The organism is Mesorhizobium waitakense (assembly GCF_056431085.1).
Window position 1 is genome coordinate 1 of record NZ_JBWKME010000147.1, and the last position, 24,701, is coordinate 24,701.

The window sequence follows — 24,701 nt, forward strand, 5'->3', positions numbered from 1 at the left end:
CTATCAGTCGCCTCGCCATAACCGGGGACAACCTGTTGAGGCTCCACACCTAGGCAACTACCGAACCCGTGCGTCGATGATCTCGACGAAGCGCGCGAACAGGCCGGCCTGCGACTTGATCTTGAGCTTGCGGTAGATGTTGCGGCGATGGACCTTCACGGTTCCCGGCACGATACGCATCGCCCTGGCGATCGATTCGGTTGAATGCCCCTGCAGCACCAGGTCGACGACATGCTTTTCGCGCGGCGTCAGCGACAGGCTCTGCCAGATATGGGCGCGATCGAACTCGTTGACCGGAGCAATCGTCTCGTCCTGCTTTGTCTCGGGAGGTTCGTCGGCCGGGAGGGCAGGCCAGCGCAATCTGGCGAAGCTGATCACCGCCGGAGCCATGTCGCGCAGAAGCCTGGCATCGGCGGTGCCGAACGGACCCGACGCACGCAGCCGCATCAGCGACAACACAAGCGCGTCCTTTCCCGGCAATGGCACGAAGAAGCCGACCTCCTCGGCCAGCCTGGTCTGGCTGTAGTAGGAGCGAAAATATTCGCTGGCATAGAAGCGGTCCGGCGCGAGTTCGCGCATGCGCCAGAACCCTTCCTTGCGCTCCACCGCCGCATGGTGGAACGGGTCGAGCAGATACGGCCCTTCCTGGTAGAGCGCGACGAAGACATGGCTTTCGGCCGGCGAAAAGGTCTCGAACAGCAGCGGCGGGCGTGCGGCACCCCGATAGCCGAAGATCACGCAGTGGTCGAAGCTGACATGCTGGCGCAGCCAATCGACCATCGCCTTGCCGAAGAGGTCACCGCTCGTCTCCCGCGTCGCGGTGACAAGCGTTGCAAGCTGGCCGTATTCGTCGCTGCGGGACAATCCATACCCCCTTAAACGAGAAAATAGATCAGATATACCACCTGCGAGGTATATACTAGCCGCCATTGGCTCTGGTAGCGTCCTGAAATTGCCCTGTTGCTGGAGCCCGCAGCCTTGACCGCAGTGCCCGACATCGAGTTTCGCGGCGTCACCAAACGCTATGGCGCGGTGACCGCGGTCAGCGGCATCGATCTTGCCGTCCCGCCTTCCGCCTTTGTCGCCCTGCTCGGACCGTCCGGCTGCGGCAAGACGACCTGCCTGCGCATGATAGGCGGCTTCGAGCAGCCGAGCGAAGGCCAGGTGTTCATTCGCGGCCAGGACATGGCCGGCACGCCGCCCTACCGGCGGCCTGTCAACATGGTGTTCCAGCAATACGCGCTGTTTCCGCATCTCGATGTCGAGGACAACGTCGCCTACGGGCTGCGCCAGGCACGGCCGCGGCTGTCGTCGCGCGAGATCACCTCAAGGGCAGGCGAGGCGCTGGCCATGGTGCGGCTCGCCGGCTATGGCCGTCGCAAGATCCACGAACTGTCCGGCGGCCAGCAGCAGCGTGTCGCGCTGGCGCGCGCACTGGTCAACAAGCCGGCGGTGCTGCTGCTCGACGAGCCGCTGGCCGCGCTCGACAAGAAGCTGCGCACCGACATGCAGATCGAGCTGCAGAACCTGCAGCGCGAGATCGGCATCACCTTCGTATTGGTCACCCACGACCAGGAGGAGGCGCTGTCGATGAGCGATTTTGTCTGCGTCATGAATGGTGGCCGCATCGTCCAGCTCGGACAGCCGAGCGAGATCTATGACGAGCCGGCCGATCTGTTCGTCGCCGACTTCGTCGGCAAGACCAATTTGCTGAGCGGCAAGGTCGCCGGGCAGTCGGGCGAGCTGGTAGATATCGCGCTTGCCGACGGCACCGTCATTGCGGCGCGCAAGCGGACGGCCTTGCAGCAGGGCGAGACCGTCTCGGTCAGCCTGCGTCCTGAATCGCTCAGTCTCGGCGCGCCCGAAAGCGGCCGGTTCAAGGGCATTGTCCGGAACCGGATTTTCCTCGGCTCGACCGCCGAATACGCGATCGAGGTCCAGGGCATCGGAACGCTGCTCGCCAAGGCTGATCACCTGATCGGCCACGGCAATCTCTTCAAGCCGGGTGAACCCGTCGCCATCGGCTTTGCCGCCGGAACGCCGCTGGCGTTTCCGGACCCCAAGAACAACGGGACCAACCAGAGGGTAACCAAAAATGTCGAAATCATATCGTGATGGACTGCCGATAAGCCCTGAAAACTTCGTCGACCAGCTGATGCGCCTCAAGCGCGGCTCGATCGGTCGCCGCGATTTCCTCGGCCTCACCGGCCTCGGCATTGCGACGGCGGTGATGGCGCGCGAGATCGGCATCATGCCGACGCCGGCCTTTGCCGCCGAGAGCCTCGGCGACCGTATGTCGATCGCGACCTGGCCGAACTATCATGACCCGGCGACGTTCGAGAATTTCAAGAAGGACACTGGCGTTGCCGTGGAGGTCAACGTGTTCGGCTCCAACGAGGAGATGCTGGCCAAGCTGCAGGCCGGCGCGTCGGGCTGGAGCCTGTTCGTGCCGACCAACTATACGATCTCGACCTACAAGAAGCTCGGCATCATCGAGGCGCTCGATATGGCGAAACTGCCGAATTTCGACGGCACGCAGGAGGATCCGCGCTTCACCTCGGAAGGCACGATCGACGGGACGACCTACGCTGTGCCGAAGAACTGGGGCACCACCGGCTTTGCCGTCAACACCAAGAAGCTGACCAAGCCGATGACCAGCTGGAAGGAGTTCTGGGACACAGCGATGGCGGAGGGCGACGGCCGCACCATGGTGCACGACTACCAGCTGACCACGATCGGCAATGCGCTGAAATATTACGGCTATTCGTTCAACTCGCTGAAACAGGACGAACTCGCCAAGGCGGAGGAATTGCTGCTGAAGGTCAAGCCGCATCTGTTCGCGGTCTCATCCGACTACCAGCCGGGAATGCGCGCGGGTGATGCCTGGATGACCATGTGCTGGACCAATGACGGTGCGCAGCTGCATCGCGACATTCCCGAGATCGCCTATGTGCTTGGCAAGGAAGGCGGCGAGATCTGGACCGATTTCTATGCCATTCCAAAGGACGCTCCGAACAAGCCCGCCGGCTATGCGCTGCTCAACTACCTGATGAACCCGCAGGTCGCGGTCAAGGAGCACCTGGCTAATGGTGCGCCGTCGACCGATGCGCGGGTCAACAAGCTGTTGCCCAAGGAGGTGCTCGACAATCCGATCCTCTATCCGGCTGCGGACCTGTTGACGCCGCTCGAGTTCGGCGCAGCGGCAACACTGACCGATCCCGGCCGGGCCGAATTGATGGCCCGCTTCAAGTCGGCCTGAGCTACCGGCCTGATGCAAACAATTGACCGGCGGGCACATGTCCGCCGGCACCGGGGCGGTTTCAATGCACGGCAATAAATTTCGTCATAATCTGCTGACCGCCTTGCTGCTCGGCCCGGCGGCGGCGTGGCTGGTGGTCTTCCTGGTGCTGCCGTTCATCGCCATCGCCGTGTTCAGCGTCGGCGAGCGGGCGCCGGAGGGCGGCTACCAGGCTGCCTTTACGCTGGCGCAGTATGCCAACCTTCCGGCGCGGGCGACCGCTTTCTGGAACACCATGATGCTGGCGCCGGTGGGCGCGCTTGCCTGTCTTCTCGTCGCCTATCCGGTCGCCTATTACCTCGCCCTGCAAGCGCCGCAGCGCTGGCGGCTGATCCTGCTCGCGCTCGTCGTCATTCCGTTCTGGACCAGCCTTCTGATGCGGACCTATGCCTGGATGTATGTGCTGGGCGGGCGCGGCATTCCGGCTCTGCTCGCCGCTGTCGGCTTCGAGGATATAAGGCTGATCAACACGCCGGGCGCCGTGCTGCTCGGCATCGTCTATGGCTATCTGCCGCTGATGATCCTGCCGATCTATGTCAGCCTCGCGCGGCTCGACCGCCGGCTGCTGGAAGCCTCCGCCGATCTCGGTGCGACGCCACTCTCCACGTTCATTGGCGTGACGCTGAAACTGTCGCTGCCGGGGGTGATGACCGGCTTCTCGCTGGTGATGATCCTGCTGCTCGGCGAATACCTGATCCCGACGCTGCTTGGCGGCGGCAAGGTGTTCTTCATCGGCAATGCGCTGGTCGACCTGTTCCTGCAGTCGCGCAACTGGCCGTTCGGATCGGCCATCGCGATCACGCTGGTGCTGGTCTCGGTGGTGGTGCTGATAGCCGCCAACCGCATTTCGACCCGAGTCTCGGGCGCCCGCCGGGTGGATCTGATCTGATGCGCGCCTTCGTCATTGCCGTCTTCGCCTTCCTCTATCTGCCGATCGCGCTGGTGGTGCTGTTCTCCTTCAACGCCGGGCACCATGCGAGCGAGTTCACCGGCTTTTCGGTGCAATGGTACGGCAAGGCGCTGGCGAACCCGTTCCTGGTCGAAGCGTTGAAGAACAGCCTGTTCATCGCCACCACCAGCGCCTTGCTGGCGGCGCTGTGCGGCACCGCGGCCGCGCTTGGCCTGGCGCGCGTCAGCGTCCGGACCCGCGCTGTTTTCGATGCGCTTCTGGGTGCCGCGATCGTCGTTCCCGGCGTCGTCATCGGCATCTCGACGCTAGTCGCGCTCGTCCAGCTGTTCGCCGTCGTCAACCCGTTCCTCGCCTCGATCTGGCCCGACGACCAGCCGCCGCGCCTGTCGCTCGGCTATGGCTCGATCATCGCGGCACACGGCCTGTTTTCGATGGCGCTGGTGACGATGATTGTCGGCACGCGTCTCGGCAGCCTCGACCGCAACCTGGTCGAGGCCTCGAGCGATCTCTACGCGACGCCGTTGACGACGTTCCGCAGCATCGTCCTTCCGCAGATCATGCCGGCGGTGGTTGCCGGTTTCCTGCTCGCCTTCACCTTTTCCTTCGACGATTTCATCGTCGCCTTCTTCGTCGCCGGTGCGCAGACGACGCTGCCGATCTATGTCTTCGCGTCGATCCGGCGCGGCGTGACGCCGGAAATCAATGCCATCGCGACGATCGTGCTCGTCGCCTCCGTGCTGCTTGTGGTGCTTGCCCAATGGCAGCTGCGCCAACGCAAACCATCCAACTGAAAGTCGCGCCATGATCCTCAAAGACCGCATCGCCGTGGTGACGGGTGCCGGCTCCGGCATCGGGCGCGCCGGCGCCATGATCATGGCCAGGGAAGGCGCGCTGGTCGTCATCGCCGACAGGGACCGGGCCAGCGGCGAGGCAACGGCTTCGGACATCCGCGCGGCGGGTGGCCGGGCCGAGGCGCTTCCCACAGATGTCGCGGCGGACGCGGCGGTCGAGCAGCTCATTGCCGGCACGCTCGACAGGCATGGGCGTATCGACATCCTGCACAACCATGCCGGCATCCAGGTCGGCGGTACGCTGACCGAAGTCGAGGTCGGCGGCATGGATGCCTCGTGGCGGGTCAATGTCCGGGCGCAGTTCCTCGCGGCCAGGTTGGTCATGCCGTCGATGATTGCGCAGGGCGGTGGCGTCATCCTCAACACCGCCTCGAATTCGGGCGTGTTCTACGACCGCGAGATGATCGCCTACGCCACGTCGAAACATGCGGTGGTGGCGATGACCAGGCAGATGTCGCTCGACTATGCCAGCCATAATGTCCGCGTCAATGCGCTCTGCCCAGGCTGGGTCGATACGCCGTTCAACGAGCCGTTCATCGCCCAGATGGGCGGGCGCGAGGCGATCGAAAACTATGTCCGCACCAAGATCCCGATGGGACGCTGGGCCAGCGCCGAAGAGATCGCCGAGGCAATCCTGTTCCTCGTCTCCGACCGTTCATCCTTCATGACCGGCCAGGCGCTGGTGATCGACGGTGGCGAAAGCATCGGCTGACATGCCTACTTGCTGGTGCAACTCCGGACGGAAAATCGCTACACGCTTTTCCTGGAATTGCACCCCGTCTCGGCCTTCAACCAGTCGGCAAATATCGTCATTGCCTGCGAGTTCTGGCGCCTGCGCCGCGCCGACAGCCAATACCGGCCGACATCGACCGTGCAGTCGAAAGGCTGCACCAGCTCAGCCGAACAGAGCTCGCGGCTGAACATCGAAACCGGCAGCAGCGCCACGCCGGCACCCTGGACGGCAGCGTTCGCCATTGTGACCGATGAGTCGAAGACGATGCCCTTGATCGGCGGGCAATGGCAGCCTGCCGTCTCGAACCAGCGTAGCCATTCGTCTTCCCGGTAGGAGCACAGCAGCGTTTCGCGCGCGAGGTCGGACGGGTCGCGCAGACGCGCGGCGATGTCGGGCGTGCAGGCTGGCGAGAAGCCGCCGGGCAGCAGCGGCGTGTTGTCGGTTCCCTGCCAGGAGCCCTCGCCGAAGCGGATGGCAAAGTCGAGACCGTCGGCGGCGAGATTGACCCGGTTGTTGTTGGTCGAGATGCGCAGCTCGATGTCCGGATAGGCCTGGTGAAATGCCGGCAATCTGGGGATCAGCCATCCCGAGGCGAAAGTACCGACGACACCAATGGTGACGATGTCGTTGAAGCGGCCGCCCTCGAAGCGATCGAGCGTGACGCTGATCCTGTTGAAGGCATCGCTCAGCACGGGCAGCAGGGCTTCGCCTTCCTCGCTCAAAGCGAGGCCGTGCGGCAATCGGCGAAAAAGCCTTATGCCGAGGACCTCTTCGAGGCCCTTGATCTGATGGCTGACGGCAGCCTGGGTGACGCGCAGTTCGAGACCGGCGCCGGTGAACTGAGATGCCTTGCGGAGGCCTCGAAGGCGCGCAAGCCATTCAACGGGAGGTGCGATCGCTTCATCATCCCAGCCCTAATTTTTCTTATGGCGGGGGCGATGTTTACTCGTTTGCGATGGCGCCGGATCCGGTCCAGTTCTGCTGCGCGGGGCGACAGAGAGTGTGGACATGACAAGCAGACGCAGTTTCATCAGTGGTCTCGCGGTGATTTTGACGGCCCCGGTTGGGGCCATTGCGAAGGCGGCAACGAGCCCGACAAAATTTGATGGGGTCTTGCCGAAAATAAGGCGGATCGAGGCGAAAAGCGGCGGCCGGCTCGGCGTGTCCTGCCGGATCTCCGGAACGACCGCGCAATTCGGCTATCGTGAGGACGAGCTGTTCCCCATGTGCAGCACCTTCAAGGCACTCGCGGCGGCGTTCATCCTGCAGCGGGTCGATGGCGGCATCGAGCAGCTCGACCGCAGCATCAAGATCCCGCACGACGCCGTCATCGCGAACTCTCCGACGACCAAGAAACATGCCGGCGGCGAGATGACGGTGGCGCAGCTTTGCGAGGCCGCCGTGACAGTCAGCGACAATGGGGCGGCCAATCTGTTGCTGGAGTCCTTTGGCGGGCCGGCGCAGTTGACGGCCTATCTGCGTTCGATCGGAGACAAGGTGACCAGGCTGGACCGGATCGAGCCGGAGCTGAACGAGTCGCTGCCGGGTGACGCGCGCGACACGACCTCGCCACTGGCTATGGCCGACAATTTCGAACGGCTGACGATCGGCAACAGCCTGTCGAAGAAGGGCCGGGCGCAGCTTGTCGATTGGCTGGTGGCGAACAAGACCGGCGACGAGCGCATAAGGGCGGCACTGCCGAAAGGCTGGACATGCGGCGACAAAACCGGAACCGGCGCGCGCGGCAGCACCAATGACGCGGCCGTCATCTGGCCGGCTTCCGGCAACCCGGTGCTGATGTCCATCTATCTGACGGGCACGAAACAGAGCCTGGCCAAGCGCAATACGGTCGTTGCCTCGGTCTCGCGGACATTGGTAGAAGCTATCGAGGCGTAGATCTTTGTATCGGGCGGCGCGGTGTTGCCGCGCCGCTGCCTTCATACATGTTTGCGGCCACCGGTCTCGCGGAACCAGCTGTCGGGGTAGGGATACCACCAGTCCTGGATCGTCGGTTTGTGGTCGATGATCACCATCTTCGAGCGGCGGAAGGCGTCGAGGCCCTGGCGGCCAAGTTCGCGGCCGAGGCCCGAGGCCTTCCAGCCGCCGAAGGGCAATGCGTCATTGTCGATCAGCGGGTTGTTGACCCAGACCATGCCGGCCTCGAGCCGCTCGGCGGCCTCATGCGCCTCGGCCAGATCGGTGGTGAACACCGAGGCGCCGAGCCCGAACGGGCTGTCATTGGCAAGCCGGATCGCCTCGTCGAAATCCCGGACCCGGCAGATCGCGGCGACCGGCCCGAAACACTCTTCGCGCACGATCGCCATATCAGGGGTGACACCGGTCAGGATCGTTGGCTCGTAGAACCAGCCTGTGTTGTGTGCGGGCGGGATGCGGCCGCCGGTGACGGCCGTGGCGCCGTTACGAATAGCATCGTCAACAAGGCGCATCACTTTCGCCCGCGCGCCTTCGCTGACCAGCGGGCCGATCTCGGTCTTGTCCATGCCGTTGCCGATGCGCAGCGCGCGTGTCCTTTCGGCGAACAGGTCGACAAAGCGGTCATGCACCGAGTCGACGACGAAGAAGCGCTCGGCCGAGGTGCAGACCTGGCCGGTGAGGTGGAAGGCGGCGGTGACGCTGCCGGCCGCGGCGACATCGAGCGGGGCGTGTTGGCTGATGATCAGCGGATCGCTGCCGCCAGCTTCGATGACGCACGGCTTCATGCGCTCGGCACAAGCCACCGCCACCGCCTTGCCGGCGGCGACCGAGCCGGTGAAGGCGACGGCGTGGGTGCGGTCGGAAACGATCAGCGCTTGCGCGGTGGCAGTGCCGCCGGGCAGGCAGGAGACCATCCCCTCCGGCAGCGAGCGGAACACGGTCATGTAATCGAGCGTCGACAGCGTCGTCGCCTCGGCCGGCTTGATGACGCAGGCGTTGCCGGCGGCGAGCGATGCCGCGACTGTCCAGCACATCAGCAGGATCGGGAAATTGTAAGGCATGATGTGGACGGAGACGCCATAGGGCTCGTAGCGCGCATACTGGAACGACCCGGCCTGCGTCGTGCCGGCGATCTTGCCGGCATCGTCGCGCCCCATCTCGGCATAATAGCGGAAGATCGGCGCGCAGTTGGCGATCTCGCCGATGGCTTCCGGATAGGGCTTGCCCATCTCGCGCACCATCAGCTCGGCGCAATGCGTGAAGTCGGCCGCTTCGATGGCATTGGCGACGGCATGGAGGTGCTTGGCGCGGCACTTGGCGTCGAGCCTTTTCCAGGCGGCCTGCGCCTTGGTCGCGGCGGTCAGCGCGGCGTCGATCTCGCCATCTGTCACAGCGGCGATCGCGCCGACCGTTTCCAGCGTCGCCGGGTCGATCACCGGTTTCATCGCGCTGGCCATCGGCCGGTAATCGGGATTGACGAAGAAGGTCGGCCGGTCTGGGGAGAAATGCATGGATATCCTCTCGGACCCGCTCAGCGGATCATGTAGACCTTCTTGATCGTCTCATGGACGGTGCAGACGCCTTTCCAGTCCTGCGGAAAGAACGCCGCCGTGTCCGGCTCGATCTCGATGATCTCGCCGGATTCATGGACATAGGTGCAGCGACCCTCGAGGAAGTGGCAGAACTCGTCGCGGGTGACGTGGCACTGCCATTTGCCTGGAGTGCAGACCCACAGGCCGCATTCGGAACGGCCTTCAGACCCCTTGTACAGCAGCTTGCCCGAAGTGTGGGATTCGCCCTCGATCATGGTCGGGATGACGCCCCAGTCGACGAGGTCGGTAATAGTGAGCGGGGACTTCATGATCGGTGTTGTCATATCGATTTTCCCTAGGTGGCATTGGTGCTCACCGGCACATGAAGGCCTTGGTCAGCGTTTCGGTGATGATGGAGATGCCGGTCCAGCCGGCGGGGAAGAAAACAAGCGTGCCTGCCTCGACCGGAACCTCTTCGCCGTTCTCATGGACATAGCTGCCGCGTCCCGACAGGAAATGGCAGAACTCGTCGGCAGGAAAGGTGACCTTCCGTGTGCCCGATGTGCATGACCACAGGCCGCATTCGCTCGATCCGTCCGGGTTCTGCGACAGGATCTTGCCCGAGGTACGCGGCGCGCCGGCGAGCGTGTTGCTTCCTGCGCCCCAATCCTCCAGGTCCACTGTCGAGGCGTTTTGCCAGTGCGGTGTCGGCATATCGTGAAGCTCCGAGGGTCAGGCCAGCATGTAGACGTTGCGCATGGTCTCATGCACGGTGCATTCGCCCGCCCAGCCGGCCGGGAACATGACCACGGTTCCAGCACTGACTTCTATCACTTCGCCGACATTCGACCTGTAGGTCGCGCGGCCGGCGACGAAATGGCACAATTCATCGCGCGGGATCGCCAGCCGCCATTGGCCGGGCGTGCAGACCCAGATGCCGGATTCCGGCTGGTTGTTCGGGCCCTTGTGCACCAGCCTGCCGGTGGAATGGGACGCGCCGTCCAGTGCATCCGGCTGGGCGCCCCAGTCGACGAGATCGGTGCGGGTCGAGGCCTGATGGAGGTGTGGTGCGGAGGAGGTCACAGCAGCGCCTCCAGCAACCCAGCCGCCTTTTCCGGGCCGTTCTGCGCGTGCATCTGCGCCGAGGTCTTCGCCAGCCTGGCCTTCATCGCCGGATCTGTCAGACAGGCTTCGATCTTGGCGACCAGCTCGGCATCGTTCCAGTCGTAGCGCGGCATGCCGAAGCCGTGGCCGGTTTCCTCGACGCGGGTGGCGTTGTCGTGGCCGTCCCAGACATAGGGCATGATGATGGCCGGCTTGCCGAAATAGAGGCACTCGGTAAATGAGTTGTTGCCGCCATGGTGGATCACCGCATCGACCTGCGGGATGACCGAGGGCTGCGGGAACCAGCTCTCGACGATGACGTTGCCGGGCACGTCCGTGTACTGGTCCTTGTAGCCGCCGACATTGACCAACGCCCGGTAGCGCGTCTTGCCCAGCGTCGCGATGATGCGCTTCAACAGGTCGACATCGCCGGCGCCGAGGCTGCCGAAGGAAACATAAAGCTGCGGTCCGTCATTGTTCTCGGCGAAGGTCGGCACCGTGTAGGGTTTTTCCTGTCGCACGCAGCCTTCGAGATACTGGAATTTTGCTGGATCGAGCGGATGGCGGCGCTTGAACTTTGCCGCCTCGGGATAAAGCAGCAGGTTCAGGTAGGGCGAGGCTTCGAAGAACTGGCCGATCGGATAGGGCGTCTCGTTGTTGGCGGTGAGGAAGGCGTTGAAGTCGTCATGGATCGGCCTGATCACCGCGTTGAAATGGTCGCGGTAGCGCTGGTGGCCGGCATGGTCGTTCTCGCCGCAGCCGGAAAGATGTGGCGGGATGTCCTCATCCTCGATCTCGTTTTCTGAGCAGGAGATGACGCGCACCCACGGCTTGCCGAACTGCTTGATTGCCGGGAACAGGATGACGTTGTCGACGCAGATGACGTCCGGCTTGATGTCAGCCAGAACGCGCGGCAGATCCTTCTGCGCCCATTTGGCGCTGTCGACGATCGCCGTCCAGCAATCCTTGACGTAATTGTCGACCTGGTCATAAGGCGATTTGCGGAAATTCGGGATGTGGCCATTGATGAAGTCCTCCCAGAACTTGGCCATCTGCTCCGGCGGCATCGGTTCGGACAGGTTCACCGGATGGGCTTCGAAGCCGTAGTCCTTGTAGACGTCGACGAAGCCGGGATCGGAGAGGAACACGGCCTTGTGTCCACGCGCTTCGACGGCCTGGGCGATGCCGACGGAATTGAGCGCCGGGCCATAGGCCGCTTCTGGAAAAAACGCGATCGTCTTCTGCGCCATCAAGCTTCTCCTTCACTCTGCGAAAATTCTGACATCGGCGGCATCCCAGCCGAGTTCGACCTGGTCGCCCGACGAGACCGGCCGGCGGTCCGCGGCATCGGCGGTGACGCGCACCAGGAACGGTTTTGGCGACAGGGGGGTGCGGACATGCAGTTGCAGGTCGAGCCCCTGATAGGCCAATGCCTCGACCGTGCCGGTGGTGCGGTTGGCAGTTTCCACTGACGGGAAAAGCCGGATGCGCTCGGGCCGCACCGAAGCCACCGCCGATGTGCCTGATGTGAGCGTGGCGGGAACCTTGCCGGCAATCCGTGCGCCATTGGCGGCCAGTACGCCATCGGCGACGGCTTTGCCCGGCACGAAATTCATCACGCCGATGAAGTCGGCAACAAAACGGTCAGCGGGATGTTCATAGATCGCATGCGGGGTGTCGCATTGCAGCAGCCTGCCGTCCTTGAGCACGGCCATGCGGTCGGCCATGACAAGCGATTCTTCCTGATCGTGGGTGACGATGACGAAGGTGATGCCGACCTCGTGCTGCAGGCGCTTCAATTCCAATTGCATGGCGCCGCGCAGTTTCTTGTCGAGCGCGTCGAGCGGCTCGTCGAGCAGCAGCAGCCGGGGCCGCTTGACCAGCGCCCGGGCAAGCGCGACACGCTGCTTCTGGCCGCCCGACAGTTGCTCCGGCTTGCGGTCGGCAAAGGGAACGAGCTCGGTCGTCGCCAGGATGGCATCGACGCGGGAGCGGATTTCGTTAGCCGGCAAACGTTCCATCTCCAGGCCGTAGGACACATTGGCCCTGACGCTCATATGCGGAAACAGCGCGTAGGACTGGAACATCAGATTGACCGGCCTCTTGTTGGGCGGGATCCTGGCGATGTCGCGGCCGTCGAGCAGGATGCGGCCGTTATTGGGCGTCTCGAAGCCGGCCAGCATGCGCAGCAGTGTGGTCTTGCCGCAGCCCGAAGGCCCGAGCAGGGCGAAGAACTCGTTCTCGCGGATGTCGAGCGAGATGCCGTCGACAGCGGTCACTCGGCCGAAATTCTTCGACACATGGTCGATGGCCAGCAGCGTGCGCGGTTCGCTCATTGGCCTGTCATCCCACGGTTGAGCCGCTGCGACAGGGTCAGCGCGGTGATCGAGACCGCCATGACGATGGTCGCCAGCGCGTTGATCTCCGGCGTGATGCCGAAGCGGATCATCGCGTAGATCTGCATAGGCAGCGTCGTCGAGGCGCGCCCGGCGCTGGCGGTAAAGAAAGCGATGATGAACTCGTCGACCGACAGCGTGAAGGCAAGCAGCGCCCCGGCGATCACCGCCGGCAGGATGACCGGCAATGTCACCCGCCGGAAGGTGGTGGCGGCGGAGGCGCCAAGGTCGGCGGAAGCCTCGACGATCGACCAGTCGAAACTTTTCAGCCGGGCACGCACCACCGAACAGACGAAGGCGAGGTTGAAGACGACGTGGGCAAGGATGATGGTGTGCAGCCCCATGGTCAGGTTGAGCATGGAGAAGAACGACAGCAGCGCGATCGCCAGCACGATGTCCGGAATTATCATCGGCGCGAAGATCAGCGCCTCGAGGCCCTTGCCATAATGTCGGCGCATCTCGACGCCGATCGCCAGCAGCGTGCCAAGCAGCGTGGCGACGGCCGTCGAAACCAGTGCCACGATCAGCGTGTTGAGCGCGGCGGACAGGATCGCGGAATTGCTGGCCAGCGAGACATACCATTTCAGCGAAATGCCCGACCATGCCGTCGGCAGCCCACCCTCGTTGAAGGACAGCGCCACCAGCACGGCAATCGGGATGTAGAGAAAGGCAAAGACGAGGCTCAGCACGAGCCAGAGCGTGCGCCGGGTGGCGGGAGAGCGCTCAGCCATCGGCGCCTCCGCTCCCTTGCGCGGCGTGGCCCGAGGCGCGATCGGCGGCCAGCGCCTGCGCCATCAGCACCAGCAGCATGATGGCGATCAGAACCATGGCGAGTGCCGCGCCGAACGGCCAGTCATTGGCGGTCAGGAACTGGTCGTAGACGAGGTTGCCGATCATCTGGAAGCGGCCGCCGCCAAGCAGCGCAGGCGTGACGAAATTGCCGATCGACAGCACGAAGACGAACACGGCGCCGGCGGCGATGCCCGGCACGGTCAGCGGCAGGACGACACGGCGAAAGGTGGTGATGGCCGAAGCGCCGAGGTCGCGCGAAGCTTCGGCGAGTTCGGGGTTGAGGCGCGACAGCGGCGCGTAGCAGGCGAGGATGACGAAGGGCAGGTAGTTGTAGACCAGGCCGGCGATGACGGCGCCTTCGGTGTAGAGCATCGATGGCGGCTCGCCGGCGTAGCCGAACCAGCGCAACAGCTGGGTGATCAGGCCCTCGCGGTTGAGCAGCACGATCCACGCATAGGTGCGGATCAGATAGTTGGACCAGAACGGCAGCACGGCGAAGAACAGCAACACCGGCTGCAGCCGGCGCGGTGCCGCGGCGATTGCATAGGCAGCGGCATAGCCGATCACCACAGCGATCAGCGTCGCCGTGCCGGCGATGCGCGCCGATTTGAGGAAGATACCGGCATAGAGCGGGTCGAAGACCAGCCCGAAATTCTCCAGCGTGAAGGTGTATTCGATGCCGCCATAGATGCCGCGTCGGAAGAAGGCGAGCGCCAGCACCAGCGCGCACGGCACCACCATCAGCGCGGTCAGCCAGACCAGCGCCGGGGCCATCAGCAAGGTGGAGCGAGAGGGGACGAAAGATCTCACCGAGGCGTACCCCCCTCTGGCCTGCCGGCCATCTCCCCCTCGACGGGGGAGATCGGCAGCTCCATTCGCCGCGCCTCGATCCGAGGGTTTGGAGATTCGCGAAAGGCTGCAAGCCAGCGAATCTCCCCCCTTGAGGGGGGAGATGGCCGGCAGGCCAGAGGGGGGCGCGAAGGAATGCAAGCTTGCTTCCAGTAATCGAATGTCGGGAGCTTACTGCGCGGCCTTGATCTCGCTGACGATCTTCGAATAGTCGCGCTGGGCGTCGCCGACATCACGCAGCTGCTCGAACTTGACGAGATCGGCCACCGGCATCGCCATGTTGGGGAATTTCGCCAGGAAATCGGCTGGCAGGCTTTCCATAGCCGGCTTGTTCGGCACCTTGTAATCGATGTTCTGCGCCGCCCAGGCATGGTTCTTGGCGTCGAGCATGAAGTTGATGAACTGGAAGGCCGCGTCCTTGTTGGCGGAAGCCTTCATCACCACCATCGTGTCGACCCACAGATCCGACCCTTCCTTGGGGATGACGTATTTGATCTCGGGCTTCTCGGCGATGCCGTAATTGCACCAGCCGTCCCATGCCTGCACCATCAGCGCCTCCCCGGAAACCAGCTTCGAATAGAAGGTGGTATCGTCATAGGCGAGCAGGGTCTTCTTGGCCGAGATCAGCAGGTCCTTGACCTCGGCCATCTTGGCCGGATCGGTCTCGTTGACCGAAAAACCCTTGTCGAGCTGGCCAGCGGCCAGCAGCCAGCGGTCGGTCGCCAGCATGGTGGTCTTGCCCTTTAGGTCGTCGGAGGGGACGAGAAGGTCGCTCCAGCTGGTCGGCGCCACCTTCACCAGGTCGGAGCGGTAGCAGAGGCCTGTCGTGCCCCAGGTGTAGGGAACTGAAAAGGCGTTGCCGACATCATGCGGCAGCTTGGTCGCTTCAGGGTAGAGGTTGGCGAGGTTGGGCACCTTGGCGTGGTCGATCGGCTCGGTCAGGCCGAGCTTGTTCAGCACCTCGGCGAAGGGCGAGGAGACGAAGACCACGTCATAGCCCTTGCCGCCGGCGGCGATGAGTTTGCCCATGATCTCTTCATTGGTGGCATGAACAACCACTTCGCCGGCGACGCCGGTGGCGGTCTTGAAGGCAGCCATGGCGTCGGGCGCCATGTAGCCGTCCCAGTTGGAAATGACCAGGTCGGCCGCAGCCGCGGGTGCGGCCATCGCCAAGGCCAGGCCAAGTGCGATTGACGGCATCTTCAGCGAACGGTGCCGCAAGAGAGTGGTGGCGGTCATGACAGGTTCCCCATTCTGGTTGATCGTCGAATTCATTCGCCGGCGGCGACCCATGCCGCCGCCTCGATCCTGTTCCCTCGGTCTTTTTTGTGCCGATTGTCCTGACAGTACTATTGCAGAAAAAAGTACGTCAATCCATAATTTGCCAAGCGACCGTGGAATCTGGCCGATTGCGTCCGTGAGGCCGATCGGTCAAAGCATATAGGTCATGTCCGTTCACGAGCATTGTCATGCAAGCCGCCGCCCGACGACCCCGCACCAACCACCTCGACCTGGCGCAGCGCATCCTGGATGTGGCCCGGCAGCGCGGCTTCGAACCCGGCGCGCGCCTGCCGGAACAGCAGATCGCCTCGCTGTGCAATGTGTCCCGCACGCCGGTACGGGCGGCGCTTAGCCTGCTTGTGGAACAGGGCGTTGTGCGTTGGGAGGCGGATTCCGGCTATCACCTTGCCGTCGACCTCACGAGCCAGCCGACCGTTGCCGCTGAATTGCCGCTTACCGAGGAGGACGAACTCGCCGAGGCGATCCTGCGCGACCGGTCGGCGCGGCGGCTGGACCAGACGGTGACCGTCGCCGGGTTGATGCGGCGGTATAATGCTGAACGCAAGACGGTACTAAAATCACTTAACAGACTAACGGAAGAGAATCTGCTCGACCGTGCGCCCGGCCAGTCCTGGCTCTTCCGCCGCGCGCCTGACGACCCGGAAGCGCAAGGCGAAAGCTATGAGTACCGCTTGCTGCTGGAGCCCGCCGCCATCCTGACCCCCGGCTTCCGGCTTGACGGCGCACGCGCCGTGGCCTTGCGCCAAGGCATGGAAGCGCTATCAGCGCTGCCGGACGCCGCATTCGACACACGCGAGTTCCAGCGGCTGGACATCGATTTTCACAGCATGCTGGCGGATGGCTCCGCCAATCGCTTCGTGGCCGACGCGCTGGCCGATCATCTCAGGCTGCGCCGGCTGCCGGGCATCTATGCCGGCGTCAACGTCTTCCGGTTGCGGCAATCGCTGCGTGAGCACCTGAGCATACTCGACCATCTTGAAAGCCGGCAGTATGAGGTGGCGGCAGATCTGCTTCGCATTCACCTGCGGCTCTCCCGCAACCAGCGACCGCAAGCGGCCAGTCGCGGGGCGCCCGCCCTGTTCGGCATGATCAGCCGGCCGGAATGACGAGGATTAATTGACGCGCAGAGCCAGCCCGACCATCGCGCTGTTTCCCGAAGCGAGTTTCGGCGCGGCGTTGAATTGCGTCGGCATCGCGCAGGCGCTGCGGGCGAAAGGCGCACGGCCTGTCTTTATCTGTCATGCCGGGTTCTCCGGTGTCTTTGCCGACTATGGTTTTCAGGAATACCAGCTGCCGACCGACGAGCCGCTGAGCGACAGCGAGCGGCAGAGCTACTGGCAGGCCTTCGTGCGCAGGCATCTGCCGCATTTCAGGCTGAGCCCGATCGACCAGCTGGAAACCTATGTCGCGCCGACCTGGCAGGCGATCGTCGACACCGCGGTCAACGCCGAAGCGCCGCTGCGCCAATTGCTGGCGCGGCTGAAGCCGGAAGCGGTGGTGCTCGACAATGTCATCATGTTCCCGGCGATCGCTGCCGCCGGCTGCCCGTGGGTGCGGGTGGTCTCCTGCGCCGAGACCGAGCTTCCGGACGCTCGGGTGCCCCCCTATCTGTCGGGGCTTGGCGCCGACGACCCGCAACGCGCGGCGTTCGAGGCCCGCTATCTCAGAGCCTCGGCGCCGGCGCATGACCGCTTCAACCGTTTTCGGACCGATGCCGGCCTGGCGCCGCTGCCGAAGGGCCTGTTTCTCGAAGCCTCGCCAGACCTCAACCTTTTGCTGACGCCGACGATCGTGCGCCACGATCGCGCCGAGCCGCTCGACCCGGCCCGCTTCGTCTATCTCGAAGGCTGCGTGCGTTCGGAAGGGCCGTTCGCAGTGCCTGTGTTCCCGCGCAATGGCGGGCCGCTGGTCTATCTCAGCTTCGGCAGTCTCGGCGCCATGGATGTCGGCCTGATCGAGCGCATGCTGGCCGTGTTCGACAGGCTGCCGGCCCGCTTCATCGTCAATGCCGGAGGCCTGCGCGACGCCTATCGCGCTGTGCCCGACAATGTCTACCTCGACGCCTGGTTTCCGCAGCCATCGGTGGTGGCGAAATCAGACCTGTTCATCCACCACGGCGGCAATAACAGCTTTTGCGAAGCGCTGCGCTTCGGCGTGCCGTCGCTGATCATGCCCTATTGCTGGGACGGGCACGACAATGCCCGACGCGCCGAGGAAACCGGCGTCGGCAACCATATCGGCCGTGACGGCTGGACCGAAGGAGTATTGGAGAAAGCCATTCTCGGCCTGCTGGCCGATGACGCAATGCGCGCCCGCCTCAGGGACAATGCAGCCCATATGGCGCTGAAACCTGGAACGGATGTGGCCGCGCAAGCCATACTCTCTGTGATACGGACATGAACGAAATGCCTGACATGAACACGAATACTTCCCTCTCCAGCGGCAACGATCCCAAGGCCTGGCTGGCCCAGCACGGCATCAACGAAGTCGAATGCCTGGTGCCTGATGTGAATGGCGTCCTGCGTGGCAAGGCCTTGCCGGCGGCCAAGTTCCTCAAGGCGCTGGAGGATCGCGCGCTCTATCTGCCGAGCAGCGCCTTCCTGGTCAGCATTGACGGCCGCTATACCGGTTCGATCGACGAGGGTTTTGCCTATTCGGACCCGGACATGCGCATGGTGCCGGATGTTTCGACGCTTACCCTGGCGCCCGGCGCTGGGGCAGGCAAGGCCTATGTCTTCGCCGATGCCTTCCACATGGACGACCGGCCATGGATGGCCTCGCCACGCCATGTGCTGAGAGCCGTGCTCGACCTCTACCGTCAGCGCGGTTGGCGGGCGGTGGTGGCGCCGGAGCTCGAATTCTACCTGACCGCGCCCAATCCCGATCCCGACCGGCCGCTGACGGCACCGGTCGGCGGCAATGGCCGCGCCGAGAGCGTGCAGCATCCCTACGATATGGCGGCACTGGACGAGTTCGAGCCGGTGGTCCGCCGCATCTATGACTATGCGGCGGCATCCGGACTGCCGCTCGACACGCTGATCCATGAATCGGGCACGGCGCAGCTGGAGATCAACTTCCTGCATGGCGACGCGCTGCCGCTGGCCGACAAGGTGCTGCTGTTCAAGCGGTTGACGCGCCAGGCCGCCCAGCAAAGCGGCATGCACGCCACCTTCATGGCCAAGCCGATCGCGTCACAGGCGGGGAGCTCCATGCATCTGCACATGTCGGTCATCGACGAAGCCGGCAAGACGCTGTTTGCCGGCAAGGATGATGCCGATACTGAAATGTTCGGCCATTTCATCGGCGGCCTGCAGAAATATGTCCCGGAGATCATGCCGCTGTTTGCACCCAACGTGAACTCGTTCCGCCGCATCCGGCCGAACCACAGCGCGCCGGCCAACATCGAATGGTCGCACGACAACCGCTCCTGTGGCCTGCGGGTGCCGGCCGGCGGCCGCGCCGCGCGGCGGGTGGAGAACCGCTTGCCCGGTGCGGATTCCAATCCCTATCTGGCGATCGCCGGTTCGCTCCTCGCGGGTTATCTCGGTGTCGAGCAGAAGCTGGCGCGGTCGGTCGAGGCGTCGGGCAATGCCTACAAGATCAAAAGCACGCTGCCGAAAACCATGGAGGAGGCGCTGGATCGTTTCACCGCTTGCGAGCCGGTGCGGGAACTGCTCAGCGAGGATTTCTTCCAGACCTATCTGCGCGTCAAGAGCGTCGAACTCGACCTGTTCCAGGGCGTGGTGACGAGCTGGGAACGCGACCACCTGCTGCTGAAGGTGTAATGATGGGTTTCAATTCCGGTTTGGATATCGGCAAATCCTACTATGTCGCGACGGCAAATCCGTCGCCGGACCATCCCGCCCTGCAGGGCGATGTCGACGCCGACCTGGTTGTTGTCGGCGGCGGCTGCACTGGCCTGTCGGCGGCCCTTCACGCTGCCGAGCGCGGCCTGAAGGTGGTGCTGCTCGAAGGCGGCAAGATCGGCTGGGGCGCGTCCGGCCGCAATGGCGGCCAGATGATCCCCGGCCTGCGCAAGGGCGCCAAGGGCCTGGTCAAGCTCTACGGGCCCGAGCGGGCAAAGGCGCTGTTCGACCTCGCCTTCGAGGCGCGCGGGCTGGTGCTCGACATCATCGAGCGCCACGCCATCGATTGCGACCTCAGGCTGACCGGCCATCTGGTCGGGGCGGTCAACGGTTCCGACCTCAGGGATCTCGAGGAAGAGGCGGAGTGCCTGGCCACGGTGATGAAGTTCCCGCATGCCGAAATCCTGTCGGCGGCGGAAGCCCGCCGCAAGGTCGACACGCCCTATCATGGCGCGATGTGCGAGCCGCTTGGCGGCCACATGCATCCGCTGAACTACACCCTTGGCCTTGCCCGCGCGGCGGTCGCGGCCGGTGTTACCATTCATGAGAATTCGGTCGCCGTGCGCCTTGAGCGCGAGCCATCGATCCGCGTCTCGACGGCCAAGGGTTCGGTCCGTGCAAGACATGTCGTGCTGGCGGGCGATGCGCTGCTCAATGGGCTGGAGCCGCGCGTCAACAGCCGCATCATGCCGGTCGGCAACTACATCGTCGCCACCGAGCCGCTGGGGGGCAAACGCAATGTCATCCCGGCCAATGTCGCGGTGTCCGACACCCGCTTCGTCGTCAACTACTACCGCATGTCGGCGGACGGGCGCCTGCTGTTCGGTGGCGGCGAGCGCTACACGCCGTCGCCGCCGGCCGACATTGCCGGCTTTGTGCGGCCGCATATGGAAAAGACCTTTCCGCAACTTCAAGGCTGCCGCATCGATCATGCCTGGGGCGGGCTGGTGTCGGTGACGACGTCGCGGTTGCCGCATGTCGGGCACTATGGCGAGGTCTATTTCGCGCATGGCTATTCCGGCAAGGGCGTCATCCTGTCAACGCTGTCGGGCAAGCTTTTGGCCGAGGCGATCACCGGTGACGCTTCGCGGCTCGACCTGTTCTCGACGCTCACGCCCATGCCGTTCCCCGGCGGCACGGCGTTGCGCGGTCCACTCTATGTGCTCGGCATGCTGTGGTACGCGATGCGCGACCGCATCAAGCATTGAGGAGACGGCGGCGCGGCGACCGAACGCTGGCGCTGTCCGTCGTGTTGGGAAGGGTGGACGAGGCCCTTAGACGACGAAAAAATCCTCGATGCGCTGCTTGGCCTCAAGCAGCGCCGGCAGGATTTCCCGTTCCATCTCCGCGACGGTGAAACGCGCGGACTGGGTCGAGACGTTGATGGCTGCGACCGTGCGGTCCGCGCGGTCGCGGATCGGCACGGCGATCGAGCGCAGGCCGAGCTCCAGCTCTTCGTCGACGACGGCAAAGCCATCCGCTTTGGCTTTGCCAATGGCATATGCCAGCAGCCGCGTGTCGGTGATTGTCTTCGGCGTCCGTTTCTCGATCGTCGCCTGGCCGAGAAATGCGTCCAATTCCTGGGGCGTCAGGCCGGCAAGCAGGACGCGCCCCATCGAGGTGCAATAGGCGGGCAGCCTGGTGCCGACGTCGAGCGAGACGCTGAGGATGCGGCGGCCGGGAATGCGGGCGACATAGACGACATCCTGGCCCGACAGGATCGCTGCCGAGCAGGCCTCGTTCAACTCAGCCGCCACTGCCCGCATGGTCGGGGCTGCGAAGCTCCATAGCGAGGCGCCACCGAGCCAGGTGCGGGCAACCGTCAGCAGGCGCGGCGACAGCGAAAAGACGCGGCCGGCCTGGGTGGCGTAGTCTGTGGCGACAAGCGTCAATAGAAAGCGGCGGGCGCCGGCGCGGGTCAGGCCCGCTTCCTCGGCCATTTCCGTCAGCGTCATGCCAGAGGGACGCCGGGCCAGGATCTCCATGACGGCAAGGCCACGCTCGAGCGAGCCGACATGATCACGGGAAGCGGCCTCTTCGTCCATCTCACCTCCCAGAACGATACCCTTGCCAGGATTGACTCAACCTCTCACCCAACGTAAAAAGTATCGCATACAGAACATATGTTCGCAATACGAACTTTTTTGAACCCGAGAGCCCGATGCGATGGTCAAGTTCCTGCCGCTCAAACAGGCTGTGGCCGAGAACCTGAACAATGGCGACTCCGTCGCCTTCGAAGGCTTCACCCATCTGATCCCGACGGCGGCGGCGCATGAGGCGATCCGCCAGGGGTTTCGCGCCCTGACCCTGATCCGCATGACACCGGACCTGATCTACGACCAGATGATCGGCATGGGCATGGCGAAGAAGATCATCTTCTCCTATGTCGGTAATCCCGGCGTCGGCCTGCTGCGGCGCGCCCGCGACGCCATCGAGAACGGTTTTCCCAGATCGATCGAGATCGAGGAACACAGCCATGCCGGCATGGCCAACGCCTATGAGGCGGGTGCTGCCGGCCTGCCCTGCGCGGTGTTTCGCGGCTATCGCGGCGCCGGGCTGGCAGCAGTCAATCCGAACATCAAGTCGGTGACCTGTCCGTTCACCGGCGAGGTGCTGGCGGCCGTTCCCTCGATCCGGCCCGATGTCACCTTCATCCATGCGCAGAAGGCCGACCGGAAAGGCAATGTGCTGGTTGAAGGCATCGTCGGCATCCAGAAGGAAGCGGTGCTGGCGGCTAGCCGAGCGGTGGTGACGGTCGAGGAAGTGGTCGACAATTTCGACGATCTGCACCCCAATCTGACCGTGCTGCCGCGCTGGACGATCGCGGCGATCTCCGTCGTGCCCGGCGGTTCGCACCCGTCCTACGCGCATGGCTATTACGCGCGAGACAATGCGGCCTATCTGGAATGGGACGAGATCGCCGCCGACCGGGACAAATTCCAGGCGTGGATGCAGGCGAACGTCATCGAGAAGAGCGCCGACGATTTCGCGGCCCGTGTCGAGCATCTGAGGAAAGCGGCATGAGCGACAATCCGGACTTCACCCCCAACGAGATGATGACGATCGCCGCCAGCCGCGCGCTGCGGAATGACGATGTCTGCTTCGTCGGCATCGGCGCGCCGTCCGCCGCCTGCAATGTGGCGCGGCTGACGCATGCACCCGACATCACCTTGATTTATGAGAGCGGCACGATCGGCACCGCGCCAGACGTGCTGCCGCTGTCGATCGGCGATGGCGAATTGTGCGAAACCGCCGTCACCACGGTCGCGGTGCCGGAGATGTTCCGCTACTGGCTGCAGGGCGGCCGCATCTCGATCGGTTTTTTGGGTGCGGCCCAACTCGACAAGTTCGGCAACATCAACACCACCGTCATCGGCGACTATTTCCACCCCAAGACCCGGCTGCCCGGCGGCGGCGGCGCGCCGGAAATCGCGACGTCGTCGAAGGAGATCTACATCACCATGGCGCAGACCAGGCGCGGCATGGTCGAAAAGATCGATTTCTTCACCTCCTTCGGCCATGGCGAGGGCGGCGATCATCGAAAGCGGGTTGGCATCGACACTGCGGGCCCGACCTTGCTGATCACCGATCTCGCCATCTGGAAGCCGGACCCGGTGACCAAGGAATTCACGGTCGTGTCGTTGCATCCCGGTGTCACGCGCCAGCAGGTGCAGGAGACCTGTGGCTGGATGGTAAAGTTCGCGGAGGCGCTTGACGAAACGCCGGCGCCAAGCGAACTCGAACTGACGACACTGCGCGACCTGCAGGCCCGCACCAAGGCGGCGCATGAGGGAAGCGGAAAAGCAAAGGCTGCATGACATGGCCGAGGCCTATATCTGCGACTACATCCGCACGCCGATCGGCCGCTTCGGCGGCTCGCTGTCCTCGGTGCGCGCCGACGACCTTGGCGCCATACCCCTGAAAGCACTGGTCGAGCGCAATCCCGGTGTCGACTGGCAGGCCGTCGACGACGTCATCTATGGCTGCGCAAACCAGGCCGGCGAGGACAACCGCAACGTGGCGCGCATGGCGCTGCTGCTGGCCGGTCTACCAAAGGAGATCCCGGGCTCCACCGTCAACCGGCTGTGCGGCTCCGGTATGGATGCGCTGACCATCGCCGCGCGGGCGATCAAGGCCGGCGAGGCCGAACTGATGATCGCAGGCGGCGTCGAATCGATGAGCCGCGCGCCCTTCGTCATGCCCAAGGCCGACACGGCGTTTTCGCGCAACGCCGAGATCTATGACACCACCATCGGCTGGCGCTTCGTCAACCCGGTGATGAAAAAGCAGTATGGCGTCGATTCGATGCCTGAAACCGGCGAGAACGTGGCAGAAGAGTTCGCCATCTCCCGCGCGGCCCAGGACGCCTTTGCCGTGCGCAGCCAGGACAAGGCTGTCGCCGCACAGGCCAATGGCCGGCTGGCGAAGGAAATCGCCCTGGTGGCCATCCCGCAGCGCAAGGGCGATGCGGTGGTCGTCTCGAAGGACGAGCATCCCCGTGCCGGCACGACGGTCGAGGCGCTGGCCAAATTGCCGACGCCGTTCCGGCAGGGCGGCATGGTGACGGCCGGCAATGCCTCCGGCGTCAATGACGGGGCGGCTGCGTTGATCGTTGCCTCGGAAGCAGCCGTCAAGAAATATGGCCTGACGCCGATCGCCCGTATCCTTGGCGGTGCCGCCGCCGGTGTGGCGCCGCGCATCATGGGCATCGGCCCGGCGCCGGCGACGCAAAAACTGTGCGCGCGGCTTGGGCTTTCGCCGCAGCAATTCGACGTTATCGAGCTCAACGAAGCCTTTGCCTCGCAAGGCATCGCCGTGCTGCGCCAGCTCGGCATTGCCGAGGATGCACAGCACGTCAACCCGAATGGCGGTGCCATCGCGCTTGGCCATCCGCTCGGCATGTCCGGCGCCCGTATATCCGGCACGGCGGCGCTGGAGCTTCGCGAACGCGGCGGCCGCTATGCGCTGGCAACCATGTGCATCGGTGTCGGCCAGGGCATCGCGATCGCGCTCGAACGGGCTTGATCTGCAGCCTCTTCTTGGCCGGCTAAGATCGAGGCTGGTTCAGGCGCGGTCAAATTTGACCATGTGGACAAAAGTCCGGACCCGTTCCATAGTTCCCTGTCTGACATT

At 64.1% G+C, this 24,701-nt stretch carries 24 protein-coding genes and 1 pseudogene; 13 read left to right on the forward strand and 12 right to left on the reverse strand.

Going from position 1 to position 24,701, the window contains the following annotated elements; all coding sequences use genetic code 11:
* Window positions 1-57: 57 nt before the first annotated feature.
* Window positions 58-864, reverse strand: a complete 807-nt coding sequence (locus AC07FD_RS28590) for a helix-turn-helix transcriptional regulator (RefSeq protein ID WP_477227580.1) — start codon at window positions 862-864, stop codon at window positions 58-60.
* Window positions 865-978: 114 nt separating this feature from the next.
* Here AC07FD_RS28590 and AC07FD_RS28595 point away from each other — a divergent pair, with 114 nt between their 5' ends.
* From AC07FD_RS28595 to AC07FD_RS28615, 5 genes are all read left to right on the forward strand, one after another.
* Window positions 979-2,115, forward strand: a complete 1,137-nt coding sequence (locus AC07FD_RS28595; protein WP_478352569.1) for an ABC transporter ATP-binding protein — start codon at window positions 979-981, stop codon at window positions 2,113-2,115.
* On the forward strand, window positions 2,096-3,259 hold the full coding sequence (locus AC07FD_RS28600; protein WP_184872526.1) for an ABC transporter substrate-binding protein: 1,164 nt from the start codon (window positions 2,096-2,098) through the stop codon (window positions 3,257-3,259). Before AC07FD_RS28595 ends, AC07FD_RS28600 begins: the two co-directional genes overlap by 20 nt.
* A 64-nt stretch (window positions 3,260-3,323) precedes the next feature.
* Window positions 3,324-4,187: an ABC transporter permease gene (locus AC07FD_RS28605; protein ID WP_478352570.1), complete on the forward strand. Its 864-nt coding sequence runs from the start codon at window positions 3,324-3,326 to the stop codon at window positions 4,185-4,187.
* Window positions 4,187-4,999: an ABC transporter permease gene (locus tag AC07FD_RS28610; RefSeq protein ID WP_478352571.1), complete on the forward strand. Its 813-nt coding sequence runs from the start codon at window positions 4,187-4,189 to the stop codon at window positions 4,997-4,999. The genes AC07FD_RS28605 and AC07FD_RS28610 overlap by 1 nt, the downstream gene beginning before the upstream one ends.
* Before the next feature lie 10 nt (window positions 5,000-5,009).
* Window positions 5,010-5,771, forward strand: a complete 762-nt coding sequence (locus tag AC07FD_RS28615; RefSeq protein WP_478352572.1) for an SDR family NAD(P)-dependent oxidoreductase — start codon at window positions 5,010-5,012, stop codon at window positions 5,769-5,771.
* 38 nt (window positions 5,772-5,809) lie between these two features.
* Here the strand turns inward: AC07FD_RS28615 and AC07FD_RS28620 are convergent.
* Window positions 5,810-6,696, reverse strand: a pseudogene (locus tag AC07FD_RS28620) (LysR family transcriptional regulator).
* A gap of 104 nt (window positions 6,697-6,800) precedes the next feature.
* On the opposite strand from AC07FD_RS28620, the gene bla reads away from it, so the two are divergent.
* Window positions 6,801-7,688, forward strand: a complete 888-nt coding sequence (bla, locus tag AC07FD_RS28625) for a class A beta-lactamase (protein ID WP_478352573.1) — start codon at window positions 6,801-6,803, stop codon at window positions 7,686-7,688.
* Between the two features lie 41 nt (window positions 7,689-7,729).
* Here the strand turns inward: bla and AC07FD_RS28630 are convergent, their stop codons facing one another.
* The 9 genes from AC07FD_RS28630 to AC07FD_RS28670 all read right to left on the reverse strand — a co-directional run bounded on the left by AC07FD_RS28630 (window position 7,730) and on the right by AC07FD_RS28670 (window position 15,639).
* A complete protein-coding gene (locus AC07FD_RS28630; RefSeq protein ID WP_478352574.1) occupies window positions 7,730-9,238 on the reverse strand; it encodes an aldehyde dehydrogenase family protein in 1,509 nt (502 codons plus the stop codon).
* A 20-nt stretch (window positions 9,239-9,258) separates the two neighbouring features.
* Window positions 9,259-9,603 carry a cupin domain-containing protein gene (locus AC07FD_RS28635; protein WP_478352575.1) on the reverse strand — a complete coding sequence of 115 codons (345 nt, stop codon included), beginning with the start codon at window positions 9,601-9,603 and terminating at the stop codon, window positions 9,259-9,261.
* Between the two features lie 28 nt (window positions 9,604-9,631).
* Entirely contained in the window at window positions 9,632-9,973 is a 342-nt protein-coding gene (locus AC07FD_RS28640; RefSeq protein ID WP_478352576.1) for a cupin domain-containing protein, read from the reverse strand.
* Window positions 9,974-9,991: 18 nt separating this feature from the next.
* Entirely contained in the window at window positions 9,992-10,342 is a 351-nt protein-coding gene (locus tag AC07FD_RS28645) for a cupin domain-containing protein (RefSeq protein WP_478352577.1), read from the reverse strand.
* Window positions 10,339-11,613 (reverse strand): glycosyltransferase, encoded by a 1,275-nt coding sequence (locus AC07FD_RS28650; protein ID WP_478352578.1) that lies wholly within the window; start codon window positions 11,611-11,613, stop codon window positions 10,339-10,341. Before AC07FD_RS28650 ends, AC07FD_RS28645 begins: the two co-directional genes overlap by 4 nt.
* 12 nt (window positions 11,614-11,625) lie before the next feature.
* Window positions 11,626-12,699 carry an ABC transporter ATP-binding protein gene (locus tag AC07FD_RS28655; RefSeq protein WP_478352579.1) on the reverse strand — a complete coding sequence of 358 codons (1,074 nt, stop codon included), beginning with the start codon at window positions 12,697-12,699 and terminating at the stop codon, window positions 11,626-11,628.
* Entirely contained in the window at window positions 12,696-13,490 is a 795-nt protein-coding gene (locus AC07FD_RS28660) for an ABC transporter permease (RefSeq protein WP_478352580.1), read from the reverse strand. Before AC07FD_RS28660 ends, AC07FD_RS28655 begins: the two co-directional genes overlap by 4 nt.
* Window positions 13,483-14,325, reverse strand: a complete 843-nt coding sequence (locus tag AC07FD_RS28665; protein WP_478352636.1) for an ABC transporter permease — start codon at window positions 14,323-14,325, stop codon at window positions 13,483-13,485. Before AC07FD_RS28665 ends, AC07FD_RS28660 begins: the two co-directional genes overlap by 8 nt.
* 246 nt (window positions 14,326-14,571) lie before the next feature.
* Window positions 14,572-15,639: a polyamine ABC transporter substrate-binding protein gene (locus AC07FD_RS28670; RefSeq protein WP_478352581.1), complete on the reverse strand. Its 1,068-nt coding sequence runs from the start codon at window positions 15,637-15,639 to the stop codon at window positions 14,572-14,574.
* A 230-nt stretch (window positions 15,640-15,869) separates the two neighbouring features.
* Between AC07FD_RS28670 and AC07FD_RS28675 the strand changes: the two genes are divergently transcribed.
* The 4 genes from AC07FD_RS28675 to AC07FD_RS28690 are packed head-to-tail and all read left to right on the forward strand — an operon-like array spanning window position 15,870 to window position 20,776.
* Entirely contained in the window at window positions 15,870-16,808 is a 939-nt protein-coding gene (locus AC07FD_RS28675; RefSeq protein WP_478352582.1) for a GntR family transcriptional regulator, read from the forward strand.
* 10 nt (window positions 16,809-16,818) lie between these two features.
* Window positions 16,819-18,102, forward strand: a complete 1,284-nt coding sequence (locus tag AC07FD_RS28680) for a nucleotide disphospho-sugar-binding domain-containing protein (protein ID WP_478352583.1) — start codon at window positions 16,819-16,821, stop codon at window positions 18,100-18,102.
* 5 nt (window positions 18,103-18,107) lie between these two features.
* Complete coding sequence (locus AC07FD_RS28685) at window positions 18,108-19,487, forward strand: glutamine synthetase family protein (RefSeq protein ID WP_478352637.1); 1,380 nt, start codon at window positions 18,108-18,110, stop codon at window positions 19,485-19,487.
* Window positions 19,487-20,776: an NAD(P)/FAD-dependent oxidoreductase gene (locus AC07FD_RS28690; RefSeq protein ID WP_478352584.1), complete on the forward strand. Its 1,290-nt coding sequence runs from the start codon at window positions 19,487-19,489 to the stop codon at window positions 20,774-20,776. The genes AC07FD_RS28685 and AC07FD_RS28690 overlap by 1 nt, the downstream gene beginning before the upstream one ends.
* 66 nt (window positions 20,777-20,842) lie before the next feature.
* On the opposite strand, the gene AC07FD_RS28695 is transcribed toward AC07FD_RS28690, so the two are convergent.
* Window positions 20,843-21,613 (reverse strand): IclR family transcriptional regulator domain-containing protein, encoded by a 771-nt coding sequence (locus AC07FD_RS28695; protein WP_478352585.1) that lies wholly within the window; start codon window positions 21,611-21,613, stop codon window positions 20,843-20,845.
* Between the two features lie 121 nt (window positions 21,614-21,734).
* Between AC07FD_RS28695 and AC07FD_RS28700 the strand changes: the two genes are divergently transcribed.
* From AC07FD_RS28700 to pcaF, 3 genes are read left to right on the forward strand one after another with little or no spacing between them, the layout of a single operon-like run.
* Complete coding sequence (locus tag AC07FD_RS28700; RefSeq protein WP_478352586.1) at window positions 21,735-22,592, forward strand: CoA transferase subunit A; 858 nt, start codon at window positions 21,735-21,737, stop codon at window positions 22,590-22,592.
* Complete coding sequence (locus tag AC07FD_RS28705; RefSeq protein WP_478352587.1) at window positions 22,589-23,386, forward strand: CoA-transferase subunit beta; 798 nt, start codon at window positions 22,589-22,591, stop codon at window positions 23,384-23,386. The genes AC07FD_RS28700 and AC07FD_RS28705 overlap by 4 nt, the downstream gene beginning before the upstream one ends.
* 1 nt (window position 23,387) lies before the next feature.
* Window positions 23,388-24,593: a 3-oxoadipyl-CoA thiolase gene (pcaF, locus tag AC07FD_RS28710; RefSeq protein ID WP_478352588.1), complete on the forward strand. Its 1,206-nt coding sequence runs from the start codon at window positions 23,388-23,390 to the stop codon at window positions 24,591-24,593.
* Window positions 24,594-24,701 lie beyond the last annotated feature (108 nt).